General features: G+C 39.8%; 13 protein-coding genes. 3 read left to right on the top strand and 10 right to left on the bottom strand.

What is annotated here, in order from left to right; translation table 11 throughout:
• Nucleotides 1-15: 15 nt before the first annotated feature.
• From NLF99_RS12140 to NLF99_RS12095, 10 genes are all read right to left on the bottom strand, one after another.
• Entirely contained in the window at nt 16-684 is a 669-nt protein-coding gene (locus tag NLF99_RS12140) for a response regulator transcription factor (protein ID WP_254528516.1), read from the bottom strand.
• A complete protein-coding gene (locus NLF99_RS12135) occupies nt 684-1466 on the bottom strand; it encodes a sensor histidine kinase (protein ID WP_254528514.1) in 783 nt (260 codons plus the stop codon). The genes NLF99_RS12140 and NLF99_RS12135 overlap by 1 nt, the downstream gene beginning before the upstream one ends.
• Nucleotides 1412-2068: a hypothetical protein gene (locus NLF99_RS12130; RefSeq protein WP_254528512.1), complete on the bottom strand. Its 657-nt coding sequence runs from the start codon at nt 2066-2068 to the stop codon at nt 1412-1414. The genes NLF99_RS12135 and NLF99_RS12130 overlap by 55 nt, the downstream gene beginning before the upstream one ends.
• A gap of 279 nt (nt 2069-2347) precedes the next feature.
• The gene (locus NLF99_RS12125; protein WP_254528510.1) at nt 2348-2815 is read right to left on the bottom strand and encodes a hypothetical protein; all 468 of its coding nucleotides are present in this window, start codon (nt 2813-2815) and stop codon (nt 2348-2350) included.
• A gap of 284 nt (nt 2816-3099) precedes the next feature.
• On the bottom strand, nt 3100-4263 hold the full coding sequence (locus NLF99_RS12120; RefSeq protein WP_254528508.1) for a Gfo/Idh/MocA family protein: 1164 nt from the start codon (nt 4261-4263) through the stop codon (nt 3100-3102).
• Nucleotides 4264-4319: 56 nt separating this feature from the next.
• On the bottom strand, nt 4320-5084 hold the full coding sequence (locus NLF99_RS12115) for an SDR family NAD(P)-dependent oxidoreductase (RefSeq protein ID WP_254528506.1): 765 nt from the start codon (nt 5082-5084) through the stop codon (nt 4320-4322).
• A 20-nt stretch (nt 5085-5104) separates the two neighbouring features.
• The gene (locus NLF99_RS12110) at nt 5105-6811 is read right to left on the bottom strand and encodes an IlvD/Edd family dehydratase (RefSeq protein WP_254528505.1); all 1707 of its coding nucleotides are present in this window, start codon (nt 6809-6811) and stop codon (nt 5105-5107) included.
• Nucleotides 6812-6839: 28 nt separating this feature from the next.
• Nucleotides 6840-7700, bottom strand: a complete 861-nt coding sequence (locus NLF99_RS12105; RefSeq protein ID WP_254528503.1) for a sugar phosphate isomerase/epimerase — start codon at nt 7698-7700, stop codon at nt 6840-6842.
• Between the two features lie 162 nt (nt 7701-7862).
• Nucleotides 7863-9203, bottom strand: coding sequence for a hypothetical protein (locus NLF99_RS12100; RefSeq protein WP_254528501.1), 1341 nt, complete (start codon nt 9201-9203; stop codon nt 7863-7865).
• Between the two features lie 320 nt (nt 9204-9523).
• On the bottom strand, nt 9524-10423 hold the full coding sequence (locus tag NLF99_RS12095; protein WP_254528499.1) for an AraC family transcriptional regulator: 900 nt from the start codon (nt 10421-10423) through the stop codon (nt 9524-9526).
• Between the two features lie 137 nt (nt 10424-10560).
• Here NLF99_RS12095 and NLF99_RS12090 point away from each other — a divergent pair, with 137 nt between their 5' ends.
• The 3 genes from NLF99_RS12090 to NLF99_RS12080 all read left to right on the top strand — a co-directional run bounded on the left by NLF99_RS12090 (nt 10561) and on the right by NLF99_RS12080 (nt 15109).
• On the top strand, nt 10561-10962 hold the full coding sequence (locus tag NLF99_RS12090; RefSeq protein ID WP_185211557.1) for a heme-binding protein: 402 nt from the start codon (nt 10561-10563) through the stop codon (nt 10960-10962).
• Nucleotides 10963-11005: 43 nt separating this feature from the next.
• Nucleotides 11006-12199: a formaldehyde dehydrogenase, glutathione-independent gene (gene fdhA / locus NLF99_RS12085; RefSeq protein ID WP_185211556.1), complete on the top strand. Its 1194-nt coding sequence runs from the start codon at nt 11006-11008 to the stop codon at nt 12197-12199.
• Nucleotides 12200-12421: 222 nt separating this feature from the next.
• Nucleotides 12422-15109, top strand: a complete 2688-nt coding sequence (locus NLF99_RS12080) for a TonB-dependent receptor (RefSeq protein ID WP_254528497.1) — start codon at nt 12422-12424, stop codon at nt 15107-15109.
• The last annotated feature ends 49 nt before the right edge of the window (nt 15110-15158 follow it).

Raw genomic sequence — 15158 nt, 5'->3', positions numbered from 1 at the left:
ATTTATACGGAATGCTTATTTCTTGGGAACGAACAATTCATTCGCTAAGGCATAGATCACCAGACCAACGGTGTTTTTAAGCCCCAATTTATCCAGGATTCGCTGCCTATGACTTTCAACGGTCCTTTTGCTAAGGAATAACTGTTCTGCGATTTCAATATTGGTATATTCCTCACAGATCAATCGGATGACTTCAATTTCTCGGTCGGTCAATTGGTCCTTCAGGTCAAAGGATACCTTCTTATTGGGATTATTGAGGTATTGGTGCAGCAATTGGTAATCTGAAGCTGTAACATACACTCCAGTGTTATACACCGTTTCTAGGGCCAGTTGCAATGTTTCAATATCAATAACTTTAGGTAGAAAACCTGAAACCCCCAATTTCAGCATATGCCCAATCATATTAGACTTATAATGGGAGGATAAAATCAAGATCTTCACTTTAGGAAAGCTTGGCAAGAGTTGTTCCACGAGCACCAAACCTGAAATAGGTTCCATCTGAATATCCAAAAGCAAGATATCTGGCAACAGGTTTTCATCCATGGCCATGAAATCAGCGATCAGGGTACTTGGGTCTGTATTCTTATAGATTACCTGACAATTAGGGATCTTTCCTATCAGCATACTCAGTCCTTCAATAAATAAGGACTCATCATCCATCAATGCAATTTTCATTTCACTCATTATACCGCCATTTTTGGAAACACCATCATCAGCCGAGTTCCCTTGCCCAGAGCCGAACTCAATTTGGATTTACCATCCAATAATTCTACCCGATTGCTAATATTGGAAACCCCCATCCCATTAGAATTTATCTTTTCAAAGCCCTTCCCATTATCTTTTAAGAGAAAACTGAGAAAATAATTGCCGTCACGGACCAAGATCGAAATCTTATTCGCTTTAGCATGTTTTATGGTGTTGCTGACAAATTCCAAGATTACCCGATAGATCTGAACTTCAAAATCTAAGGGTCTTTCCTGATACTGTTGATGCAGATATAGTTCCACCTCATATCCAATCAAATTTTGCTTCAATTCCTCCAAGGTCAAGATCAAGCCAAAATATTCTAGGTTCACGGGATACATCCGGTGCGAAATCTCCCTTGCTGAATCTATCAGCTGGTCAATCTTGTCACTCAGGCCTACATATTGCTGAGCCTCAATCTGATCTTTGTTGGAAATTAAATTCAGTTTAAGCACCTGCAATTTATTGCCAATTTCGTCATGCAATGTCCTTGCAATCCGTTTCCTTTCCTCCTCCTGCGTTTTGATGGCAAGAGCCTTCGTCTCTGTCTGAAACTTTAGCTCCTGTTGGTGCCGCAGATCATTCTCTTCCTGGATTTTCTTGTAGTATTGATTATACAGGACGATCACAAAAAGCACAATCATTATGGCCAAAACCAATAAGATGATTATCTCATAGATTTCGATGTAGATTTTTGAAACGAAAAAAAGTAATACAGACATACGGCATATAAGCTACAGGACAGAATGTTGTTTATTGACCATAGATAGCCAGCATACTCGATCTTTAGGTTACTCAATTGATTTAAAATCAAAAACAGTATAGTCGACACAAAGTAATAGAGCAATAGGGCAAACAAAACATGGAAGAGACCAGGATTATTCACTTTAAAATCCGATTTCAATGCATGCAATAAACACCTGCCTAATTCAAAAACTATAATAATATTGGAGATTGGTTTTATCCATTTCATCCAGGTCACTACCTGAATGAAATTATGAATAGTAGCACCTCCTATTAAAAATAAAAACAGTGCCAGGTAAACCATGGACAGCCTGCTTTTCTTAGATACAATACTATTGGTAAAATTCGTTAATAATAAGAGTTCACCGGCAACAAAAATATTGAACAAAAACTCCGTTTTCCCTACAGAGAAAACATAGATCAACAGTTTCGAAACAAGTTCGATCCCCAAGAGAAAAAGAAGGAAATACCTAAGGTTTCTTGCTGGGGTACTGAACTCAAAATGGTACTTAATATTCCAAAGACTCGCTAGCAACAACATGACATTGGACAAACCAATTGTCAAGTAAAAAAAGAGCATAATTAAATTTCATAAAATGGTTTAACCACCTTTTGGTTTACAAAATGGTGGACAAGGCTGCGACCAATTGTACAAATTCGTCTGGATGGAATGCAATTTTGAATTTCCCAAAACTGTCCCTTCATGATGGACGAAAATAATGGTTGGTAGCACCTCTGAATATATTTTTGAATATTTTAAAGCAAATAAGCCTACAATATCCCGATTTCCACCCTCTAGATCCTCTATCGGTACATGGAATAAATTGAAAATACTTTCCCCTTTGGTTTCCTTGATCTGTTAAAAAAACCAATCAGCCGACTCATTTCTCCAGTCCTCAACCTGCTCCAATATCGTATCCTGACATTCTATCTGATGTTGATATAGGGGCTGTGACTCCTCAATGACCCGTGAGGTAACCTTTAGATCACAGGATAACACCGCTACTTTCGTTTGGGTCTTGACCTCCTGCTCGACAAATTTTATTTCAGCCTCCAATGGACCTAAATAGGAAAAAGGATATTCTTTTAACTCAATCTCATTACCTTCTTTATCTAAAGGATAGAATATCACGATCGCTTTATCATCATGTATACCCATTTTGATAACAAAACATTCGTTTTCATTATTCTTCAGAACCCAGCTGCTACTCTCTTCAGTTACAGAAAACATGAAATGAGGAGGAAAAACCCTCAATATTTCATTTATATTGCCTTTCGATGATTGCCATTGCCTTATCGAAAGCTGGCATTCCTTTCTGTTTAGCATAATTGATCAGTTTAGAGGCTTAAAGATAAATAAAAATTCATGCTATTCTATCAAATTAACCAATAATAACAATTACAACAAACTGATTATTAATAATTTATAAAATTTTTATTATAGAAATTATTTAATAATTTAAGATTATATTTCAGACTAAAAATTAATAATTAATCCGCTAAAATACAATGAAATAATTCATGTTTTTATGATATAATTTTGGCTTATTATTTTAAGCGGATAAACGGGCAATAAAAAGAAAAAACTCATCAAATGATGAGTTTTTTGTATTAAAATGCTGTCCATTTTGCTTCGGACTCATTGGATTCCAAAACCCGATCAATAAATAACATACCTCGAATACCTTCTTCAATATCTGGATAAGCTGGAAAAGCGATTTCAGCATGGTTGCCTGTGATCTTTTGTAACAATCGAGCTGCAAAAGATTGGTAGATATTGGCAAAAGCTTCAATATAGCCTTCTGGATGTCCTGTTGGAGTTCTGGTGAATGCTCCAGTTGCCTCGCACATCTGATATACCTGGTTCCCGCCAGTCCTATAAATCTGAATCGGTTGATTATCCCATTTGACGAACAGGGAATTAGGCTCTTCCTGTTTCCATTCCAATCCTGCCTTTTCCCCATAAATGCGGATTTTCAACGCATTTTCTTCACCAGTAGCCACCTGCGATGCACTTAATACACCCGTGGCGCCATCCTCAAATTTCAACAGGACATCACCGTCATCATCGATGACGCGATCAGTTCCATAAATATTCAAATTGGCACATAGATGTGTTATTTTCAAACCAGAAATATGTTCTGCCAAATGTGCCGCATGGGTTCCAATATCACCCATACATCCACTTTTCCCACTTCTTTGCGGGTCAGTACGCCATGCTGCCTGCACACTGCCAGAATTCTCTATCCCCTTGGTCAACCAACCTTGCGGATATTCCACAAAAACCTTGCGGATCTTGCCTATCAAACCTTTTTCAACTAAGTCTTTGGCTTGTTTAACCATGGGGTACCCCACATAAGTGTGGGTCAGGGCTAACATTAAGCCCGTTTCTTCCACTACTTTTGCCAAGGCCTTAGCTTCTTCTAAGGTAAATGTTACCGGTTTATCGATTACGACATGGAAACCATTTCTCAGAGCGAGCACGGCTGGTTCAAAATGGGCATGGTTGGGTGTTACTATGGAAACGAAATCCATCCTGATATCCTCAGGCAATTCCTTTTCCTTTTCGATCATTTCTTGAAAAGAAGAATAAACACGGTCTGCCGGCAAGGCCAAATCTTTTCCGGATTGGGCAGAAACCTCTGGCCGCGAACTGAATGCTCCGCACACCAAATCAATCTTCCCATCCAATAAGGCTGCAGAACGATGTACTGCACCAATAAAAGACCCTTGTCCCCCGCCGATCATGCCCATCCTCAACTTTCTGTTTTCCATAATCAATCTGTTTTTAACTTTTACACTGAATTTATTTTCATAACCTATTTTCATTCTCAAAATGGGGATGGACTTACAGCAGACCAACCACCATCTACCACTATCGTCTGTCCCGTAATATGTCTTGCCTGTTCACTGACCAGGAAGAGTGCTGTCTGCGCAATATCGCTTGGATATGCCGCAGAACCAATTGGTGTCAAATGAGCCCAGGTCTTTTTATATTTCGGATCCTCCATGGTCCTTTCGGTCAAGGTTGCCCCTGGGGCTACGGCATTGACATTGATCCCATAAGGGGAGAGCTCCAAGACCAAGTGTTTCGCCAATAATTCTACCGCAGCTTTGGTCATTCCATAGGCTGCAAGCTCCTTATGGGCCTGATGCCCTGTCACCGAAGAAGTAAACAGAATGCTACCTCTCTTCTTTTGTTCAATAAAATATTTACCGGCAGCTTGGGCCAAAAAGAAAGTGCCACCAATATTGACCTGTAGCACTTTATATAAATCTTCCGCCTTATACTCCAGGAAGCTCCCAAACAAGGTAATACCAGCATTGGCCATTACCACATCTAAAGTCCCCGTCTTTGATACTGCAAAGTCAACAAGGTCCTTGTTAAAGCTAGCTTCAGACACATCGCCTGCAAAGGAATAACAGGTGCCGATTTCATTGAGTTTGGCGGTAGCTTCATCACACAAATCTGGATCTACATCATTTAAAATTACGGTAGCCCCTTCCAAAATCAAATTTTTAGCTATTTCAAAGCCTATGCCTTTACCGGCTCCCGTAACGATTGCAGTTTTATTTACAAATCTTTTTTGTTCCATATAATTTCTTTTAACCCCTGTTAATGGGAATCTCGAAGCACCTCACTACCAGAACCTCCTTTTAGAAAGTCCAGATCTGCTCCTAAATGAGCCTGCTCCACATGGTCCACATATAACTTACAATACCCACGGGTAAATTGATTGAGATTTAATTTTAAATTTTTCCTTCTACTATCCAATTCTGCATCATCTAGCAATAGATTCAATTTCCTAGCTTCCACATCCAACTCGATCAGGTCCCCATTTTGAACCAAAGCCAAGGTACCCCCTATGGCAGATTCAGGAGACACATGCAAAACCACCGTACCAAAACCGGTACCACTCATACGCCCGTCCGATATTCTGACCATATCCGTCACTCCGACATCGAGCAACTTCTTCGGAATCCCCATATTGCCGACCTCAGGCATGCCCGGATAGCCCTTTGGGCCTACATTTTTCAGGACTAAAACCGAATTGGCATCAACATCGAGATCATCCGAATCTATCCTTTTCTTATAATCTTCAATATCTTCAAAAACAACAGCTTTCCCCGTATGCTTCATCAATTCAGGTGTTGCAGCTGAAGGTTTCAAAACAGCCCCATTCTCACAGAGGTTCCCCTTGAGGACTACAATACCTGAAATAGGATTGAATGGGTTTTCTTTCGTCGAGATCACATCATCGTTCAGGCTCTTGTGGTCTTGTATATTCTCGGCAACGGTCTTTCCACTGACCGTTAAAATATCAGCATGCAATGAACCTTTGATACTGTTCATCACAGCCGGTATACCGCCCGCATAATACAGGTCTTCCATGAAATACTTTCCTGAAGGTTGTAGATTGGCAACCAAGGGAATATCTTTCGAGAAATGATCAAAATCTTCCAGGTTCAAGTCCACGCCGATTCTACCAGCAATGGCCATCAAGTGAATAGCAAAATTGGTAGAACCACCAATAGCGGCATTCACCTTGATCGCATTCTCAAAAGCTTCGCGTTTCAGGACATCGGATAATTTCAGGTTTTCCTTGACCATTTCCACGATCCTTCTTCCCGACATCCTTGCCAACACCTTTCTTCTGGAATCTGCGGCAGGTATTGCCGCATTGCCTGCTAAGGTAATGCCTAAGGACTCTACCATTCCGGCCATGGTTGACGCTGTTCCCATGACTGCACAGTGGCCAATACTACGGCACATCCCTGCTTCGGCCATATTCATCTCTTCTTCAGATACCAGTCCTTTTTTAGAGTCATCTGCAAATCGCCAAACATCACTGGTCCCGATATCCTTACCTCTAAATTTACCGGTCAACATGGCTCCACCTGAAACCACAATGCTCGGAAGATCCACACTACAGGCTCCCATCACCAATGAGGGTGTTGTCTTGTCACAGCCTACCAATAACACAACTCCATCCATCGGATTCGCACGGATGGATTCTTCGACGTCCATACTGGCGAGGTTCCTGAACAACATAGCGGTTGGCTTCATCAAGGTTTCCCCCAAGGACATCACCGGAAACTCAAGCGGAAACCCTCCTGCTTCCAGAACGCCTTTTTTAACTGCTTCTGCCAAATCACGAAGATGGGCATTGCATGGCGTCAGTTCTGACCATGTATTACAGATGCCTATTACAGGCTTTCCTTCAAACATATCTGCTGGAATACCTTGGTTCTTCATCCATGCACGATAGATAAAGCCATCCTTGCCTTTTCTAGCAAACCATTCTTTGCTTCTTAGTTTCATATGTCGTAGCTTATTGTTATCAATAGGTTTATTTAGCTTTTTGCCTCATATAATTTACGGATTCTTTTACTTCCTCAAAATTATTATCCCAATTATGCTCACATTCAATAAAGATTTCTCCAGAAAAATCCTGACGCTTTAATTCAGCAAATACTTTATCATAATCTATCACTCCTGCTCCTATGGCCACGTCTTTCGCCTCCATATTCCCACTACCATCCAGATCTTTGACATGCAAGCTCAATAATTTGTGCTCTACTTTTTGCAAGCATTCCACTGGATCGAGTCCGCTTCGTACCCAATGACCAATATCTGCGCAGATTTTGAGATGCTCTCGTCCTTCTACGGCTGCCATCGCACTGTCGGGATGCCAATAGCGACTCAGTCCTTTGGCATGCTCATGAATGGCCAAGGGTAGCTTATATTGTCCTGCCAATTCATTGATTTTATCTAGTAACAATGGATCAGGTTCCCCAACCAAAAACTGTAAGCCCAACTTTTGGCCTTGCTTAAATAATTGTTCCCAGTCTTCTATCGTTTTTCCATCGGCATACATGGAAACCATCTGAACCTGATTGCTATCCAAAATGCCTTTCATCATCGAGAGTTCTTCATCTGATAGGTTTGCTATAACTTTCCCCCCGAACCGACCCCCTAAATTATGAAAGGAAAAACCTTCCACTTTTTGGGCATTGGTTCCTTTTGCCATTTCGACTGATTTTTCAAAAGGGAATCGATTAAATGAATACAGACCTACGCCTACTTCCATATTTTCAGCTTCCTCCAGCTTATTTTCCACAGGTTTAGATTGTCCCGTACAGGAAAAAAACAGAAAGGAAAGAACCGCCAGAAGGGCTAGCATTTCGAATCTCGGAATGAATCTTTTCATACAGCTATGATTTAGGTTTATTCAAGCATTGAGCTGCCGATCAGCAAATGCCTTGGGAATAAGTTACTCTAAATTTAACGAATAAAAAACACCTCCATGATATTTGAAGGTGTTTTTTCTGAAATAATTATGTTACCTCGTTTGTAGGCCTTTTATAACTCATTAAGAAGCTGTTGTCTCGGTATTCTTGATCTTATCAATGGAGTCAAATGCACCACTCTTCTTCAACAGCCACATGCCCAATTTTTCTTCTGCAACTCCCTCCTTGATCTTATAGGTAAAAATAGGCAAGCCTTCAGGATCGCTTTCAATATTCATCTTAAAGAATCCAACAGATGGAATATGCTCAAGTTCCTTGGACAGCTCCGTGATATGGGACGATACGATAACATAGGGCCCATCCACTTCGGCTAAATTCTGCAACACCTTTAATATCGCGTTGGAAGCATCACTGTGGTTGGTACCTTTAAACAGCTCATCCAAAATGATAACCGCATTGGAATCCTTAGGCAATTGGTCCACAATTGTTTTTAAACGCATCGCCTCCACATAAAAATGGCTATAGCCCATTTCTAGATTATCTTGAAGGTTAATACTGGTAAAGACGCCATCGATCAAATCCGTCTTGATGGAATCTGCCGGAACTGGGAAACCAATATGGGTCAAATAAAGTGCAGATGAAATTGTTTTGATAATGGATGATTTACCGGCCATGTTAGCTCCGGTCAAAAACCAGATCTTTTTATCCCTGGCCATCCTCACATCATTCTTTACCGGTTGTTTATGGAAGATATGATATACACCTTTCATCTCTATTACGCCCGTCTGATTTTTGGGATAGACCTCGGGATAGCAAAATCCATGCGCCTTGGATACTTTTGCAACAGACAAGAAAGCATCGATCTCATAAAAGAACGTAATGATCTTCTTGATCTTTGGTGCCAAGGTATAACGGACCATCTTGTCAAAATTCTCGATGTTGAAGATATTGATCCGCAATTTATCGGCATCATATTTCTTCTTTTTGAAAATCATGGAAAGGCAATCCTCGATTAATTGAAGGATCTCTTCCACATCGGGATATTGTATATCCTTGTTGATCTGCATATAATAGTCGCGGCACTTGATCATAAAGTCGCATGCTTCCTGAATTGACCTTTTCTTATAATAATAAGCAGGACTTCTTACGCCGATAAAATCCATCAAGGTCAGCGAAGCCGCACGGCCAGAGTGTGAGGATTTGACATATTTTTCCAAATCTTTTACAATCACCCTGTAAAACAGAAAATCCTGATCAGCCACTGGTTCTAAACGACGGATCTTCATCTGCCGGTCCTTGATGACAGCCACATCCAATACAGGATTATAGTAAATATCCATTAAATGGAACATCCCACCGTCAGTAATGGTATGATCAAAGAATTCTAAAATGGTACGGCTATGCCTATCTCTAAGCTGTATATCTTGTAAGGTCTGTTCATCAATTAAGAATTTTTCACTCATAACTATTGGATTAGATCGAATGTTGGTTATTGAAATTGCTTTACACTCCAAGGATACTAAACTAAAAATACAATTTTCAATCCATGTACATAGCTAAAAATCATATATATTTTAAGTTAGAAGCCAGCACTAGCTCAACTTTCCTTTTATATAGGATGCACTAAACCTAAGAATTGCATATTCTTTTTCAACAAATCTTTCATTTTTTTAATAAACAATTTAGTATGAAACAGTTCCGAAAATCCGAGCATGCTTCGACCCTTGCTTTACAGGTCAAAACAAAACCCAGCAAGAAGGTTAAACTTTTAAAAAAAGTTGGTTTATTTCCCAAATTTCTTGATGAAATCTCCAGGGGTACAGTTATGGAAAGCTTTAAACTGTTTTACGAAATAGCTCAAGGAACTGAAGCCAGTTTTATAGGCAACTTCAGAAACATTGGAATCAGCTTGTAGGAGTAGGTTTCGAGCATTGAGCATCCTTTCCTGCAAAATATAGGCACCGGGAGTCTTTCCACAATACGCTTCAAACATGCGGTGCAGTGTACTCTTGCTACAGTTACCAATCTTCATCAGTAATTCCGTATTCAGGGTCTGTCCCAGATTTTCGCGGATATAGTTTTTGATTACATGCAACTGGCTATTGGCGGTCAGGCTATTTTGTTCCTTTTCATGTTCTTTTTGGGACTCCATGATCCTGATCAAGAGTGACTTGAGCAATAGATCGCTCAAAGTGATATTCGGATCTTGTTGGGTGGCTACTTGGAGCAATTCATTGAAAGCACGTACCAATCCAGGATTGTTATTAAAGTGGAAATTAGAGAAATCCAGTTTCCAGCTTTCATTTTCAGGATAATTGTCATTCAGGAACTTGAGTTGGTTCTCTAGGGAATCCTTTCCTATTAGAATAGTCGCACATTGTACGGGATTTTTCAGGTCTGCTTCTGGAAAATCAGCATAGATAGTTTCCCCTTCAGGTAAGATCAAAGAAGTTCCGGGCAGGAACTTAATACTCTCTCCTTTTTTGGTATATACCGTTTTGTACCCACGGATCATACTGGAAATAGAGAGCCCTTTATAGGTAATCTTGACTTTGGTCGACGATTGAAAGGTTTCAAATATATTGACTTCAAATTCGCCACAATCAAAGCGAGTTTGGTGTTCCTGACCACTTCGTAGGTGTTCGGGAGTCTGTAAGGACAGTAAGTCAATGGTATTGTTCATTTGTATTGGAGGATTACCTATAGCCTAAAGTTAAATTTATTTTTTGGAACTATCGTAATACTTAATGAAACTATACTTATACAAATCCAGACCATTATGGGATAACTTTATGTTTATAAACTTAAAAAACATAAGCTATGAGTAACATCACATTAGAACAAGCAAGAAAAGTTGTAGATGCAGCCCTTAAAAAATCTGAGGAATTAGGAGTAAAAATGAATATAGCCGTTGTCGATTCGGGGACTAATTTAGTTGCCTTCAACAAGATGGATGATGCCTGGTTGGGTTCTATTGATATTTCACAGAAGAAAGCGAGAACTGCTCGATACTTTAATATGGATACGGGAGAAATCGGCAAGTTATCACAACCTGGAGGTTCCCTTTATAACATCGAGCATTCCAATAATGGCTTGATTACTTTCCCAGGCGGGGTTGTCATCAAGGACGCCAGCGGCAAGATTATCGGTGCGGTGGGCGTAAGTGGCAGTACCGTTGAGGATGACCATGCGGTTGCTGCTGCAGGTGCTTCTGCTGTATAATGCAGATTAATAAAACCACAATTTTTAATTAAAGCTATTTATTATGTGTCAAAATCACGGTGTTGTATATATGGGACCCGGTGAGGTCCAGGTACAGGAAATAGATTATCCGAAATTGGCCTTGGGAGACCGCAAGTGTGAACATGGGGTTATCCTTAAGATCGTTTCGACCAATATTTGTGGATCCGACCAGCATATGGTCCGAGGCAGGACAACAGCCTCCGCAGGATTGGTCTTAGGCCATGAAATTACAGGTCAGGTGGTCGAGAAAGGAAGGGATGTAGAATTCATCAATGTCGGTGACATTGTTTCTGTTCCCTTCAATATTGCCTGCGGAAGATGCCGAAACTGTAAAGAGGGAAAGACAGGGATCTGTCTAAATGTAAACCCTTCACGTCCGGGTGCTGCCTATGGCTATGTAGATATGGGCGGTTGGGTTGGTGGCCAGGCAGAATATGTCATGGTACCTTATGCAGATTTTAATCTGTTGAAATTTCCAGACAATGAACAGGCGATGGAATATATCCGCGACCTGACGATGTTGTCTGACATATTCCCTACGGGCTTTCACGGTGCAGTATCTGCAGGTGTAGGTCCAGGTTCGGTAGTCTATGTAGCAGGTGCTGGTCCTGTTGGATTGGCATGTGCAGCGAGCTGCCATTTGTTGGGGGCAGCAGTAGTAATCGTCGGCGATTTAAATGAGGAACGTCTAGCACAAGCCAAAAGTTTTGGCTGCGAAACGGTAAACTTAAATACAGGTGAAGATCTATCGGAACAGATTGCTGCCATCGTTGGTGTTCCGGAAGTAGACTGTTTTGTGGATTGTGTAGGATTTGAAGCGAGAGCCCATTCGCATGGGGGCAGTTCGGAGGAACAACCAGCGGTGGTATTGAATCAGGCAATGGAAATCACCCGTGCTGGTGGAGCGATCGGAATTCCGGGACTGTACGTAACAGAAGATCCCGGAGCGGTAGATGGAGCAGCTAAACAAGGGAACCTAAAGATCAGGTTTGGTTTGGGCTGGGCAAAATCACATTGCTTTCACACAGGACAATGTCCTGTCATGAAGTACCATCGCCAATTGATGAACGCTATTCTATATGATAAGATCAAAATTGCCGATGCCGTAAATGTTCAGGTGATCAGTTTGAATGAAGCACCGCAAGGTTATGCAGATTTCGACAAAGGAGCTGCGCGGAAATATGTAATCGACCCACATGGTATGATTCCAGCTTAAAGATTACACGAACTATTGATAAAACTCACCAAGTTTTATACAAGGATTTAAGTTCACATCTATCTATCAAATGAAAGTAAAGCCTCAACAGATGTTGGGGCTTTCGTTTTTTAACCTACCACCATTTGCCTGAAACAGCTAAATAATGTTAAATCCTGTGTACGGGAATTATTAGTCAAAAAAAATAATCTAATTTAGGTTAACTAACTTTTATTAACCTTTATGCAGAAAATTTACCTCCTTATTTTCCTTGTATCCATGATCAGTTTTGTGCAAGCACAAAATAATGCTGGCATTAAAGGAAAGGTCTTTGATTCCGAACTTAAGCCCTTAGAAAAAGCGACCGTTTCCCTAGTTTCCGAACAGGATTTCTTGGTTGTTACCTATGCGTTGACCAATGATAAGGGAGAGTTTGAATTGGTCAGGATTCCGACCAATAAAGAATTGACCTTCTTCATTTCTCATGTCAACAGTTCGGCTTTTCAAAAGAAAATCAACTTAAAGCCCAATGAAAAGTTAAAAATGGACAGTATCATCATGAAAGGGAATTTTATCGAGGAAATTGAAATTACGGCTGTTCCACCGATCCGATTAAATGGGGATACCTTGGAATATAAAGCCAGCTATTTCAAGACGAGACCTAATGCAAATGTGGAGGAATTGATCAGTTTGTTACCAGGGCTACAGGTAAACGCTGATGGGACAATCTATTATCAAGGTCGGCAGGTTCAAAGTGTCCGGGTAAACAATAAAGATTTTTTTGCCCAAGACCTGAAAATAGCGACCCGAAATTTGGATGCTTCTTTAATCGACGTGGTCCAGGTCATCAAGGATAAAGGGGAATCAAAAAGGGAGATTTTAGACGATAGCCAATTACCGATAGTCCTAAACCTAAAGATGAAAAGAGAGTTTTTAAAGGCCAATTTCGGCAAGCTCTATGGAGGGGCAGCCACGCGGGATCGATATGAGGCTGGAGCATTGATCAATACGTTCAGGGATACCTTGCAGGTCAGTTTTATCGGTTTTGCCAACAATATTAACCGACAAGGATTTGATTATTCTGAACTCAATGAACATGGCGGGATGAATCGGGCGGAAAATCAAAACTATGCTAGCTATGGCACAAACGGTTTAATGAACCAAATCTCTGCAGGTGTAAATATCAATTATGACATTGAGAAAAAACTGAAGGTCAATTTGATGTACAACTATGTACAGCATGATTATTATTACGATAGTCGAAACGAAGTAAATTCCTTTTATAACGAGATTGCAGAACAGCTGAGTAACACGGATAATTCCAATAATTCAAGGTTCACACATGAGTTAAGAGGGTTTCTGAGATACCATATCGATACCACTTCCCAAGTGACCTTCTCTCCTTCCCTATCTGGCAATCGAGGGAAATCCTCTTCTAATGCAAATGGTGAAAGTTGGCGCAACAACTTGCAAAAGGTAACTCAGGGAGAATATCAGAATGAAGATTCAAAAAAGGGCTTAAATTATGGTCATAACCTTTATGCAGAAAAGAAATTTAAAAACAAATGGTTACTTTCCATAAATCAGGGGATCTCGAACGAAAATAGCGAAGATCAAGATGCTAGTAATTCCATTTCTAGATTTTTTTTATTGAATGACAGTGTATTTCATCAGGTTCGCCAACAAAACAGCAATACAAATACTTTCAACTTATCGCACCAAGTCAATTTACAGGTTCCACTTGGCAAAAAGGTCAATTTTGATGTTTTTGGACATCAGAACTTAAATGAAGAAACCTCCACAGAAGATATTCTAAACAGCATAAATTCAGATATCCTTCAAAGCCGGAATGACGTTGCTAACAACAAGGGCTTGCTGAATAAAAAGTATTTTGTTGGAACGAAATGGAACCTGAAAATCATAAAAAACCTACCCATTTCCTTTGGCCTCAAATGGGGTTCCTTTTCCAACCATTTTGACTATTATCAAAAATTGGAAAATAGAAATACGCAAGAATCCCATTGGCTCCCGGATATAAACCTCTCCTATAAGGGTCTAAATTTCAACTATAATAAAGAGCTAGAAACCCCAAGGTTTTATTCCATCGTAACCGTAAAATCAGATTTGTCACCCAATTATCTTCGAATGGCAAGTCCATTTTTCGAAAACAATCTAAAGGAAAACTACAGGGTTTATTACAATAAGTTCTTCACAAAATCAAAAATCAACCTCCATCTATCAGGCGGATTTTCCAAGAACTCCAATAGCATCGCCCATTCCAGTACTTATGATATCCAGACCAGCTTTAGCAGTGGTCAGTTTTATCAAGCTGGACCTACCGAGGTAAAAAACTTCTATGTTTCCTTTTCAAAAACAATATTCCAAAACAAAAACTGGAATTTGAATTTCAATTCTTTCGGCTACGGAATACTTCAGGACACCTACAGCAAGGTGAATACAGAGGAAAATATTGCATCAGGCTTTTATAGTAATTTCAATAACACAATGACCCTAACCTATAAAAATGCCTTCACCTTTACCCCTATGTTTGAATTCAACAGCAATAACACCAAGTTTAAGTTCGATTCTGAAAACTTCAAGGACATGAACAATAATTCAAAGCAATATGGAGCTACATTATTATTGAACAATATCAAGAATTTCAGATTGGAAAGCTCATATACCATTAAGAACCAAGTGGTAGGCATCAATAACCAGCGGCAAAACCTACATATCGTCAATGCATCCATCTATTACCCCATATTAAAAAAAGGTGAATTAAAATTGTCCGCATTTGATATTTTAAACCAAAACGTATCCAATTATTTTGGAACTTCTTCGAACAGTACCTATTTCAATTCGACTACAACCTTAAGGCAGTATTTTCTACTCGGAATGGTCTACAAGTTTCTAAAAACAGAAAATAAATAAAAAAATAGAACAAAATTAAACTAAATAAAAACTAGAAAAACTGAAATAA

The organism is Sphingobacterium sp. LZ11T8, assembly GCF_024261425.1.
In the GTDB taxonomy this organism is placed as follows: domain Bacteria; phylum Bacteroidota; class Bacteroidia; order Sphingobacteriales; family Sphingobacteriaceae; genus Sphingobacterium.
The sequence above is the reverse complement of the archived record's forward strand: the minus strand, read 5'-3'. Positions and strand labels throughout refer to the sequence as shown.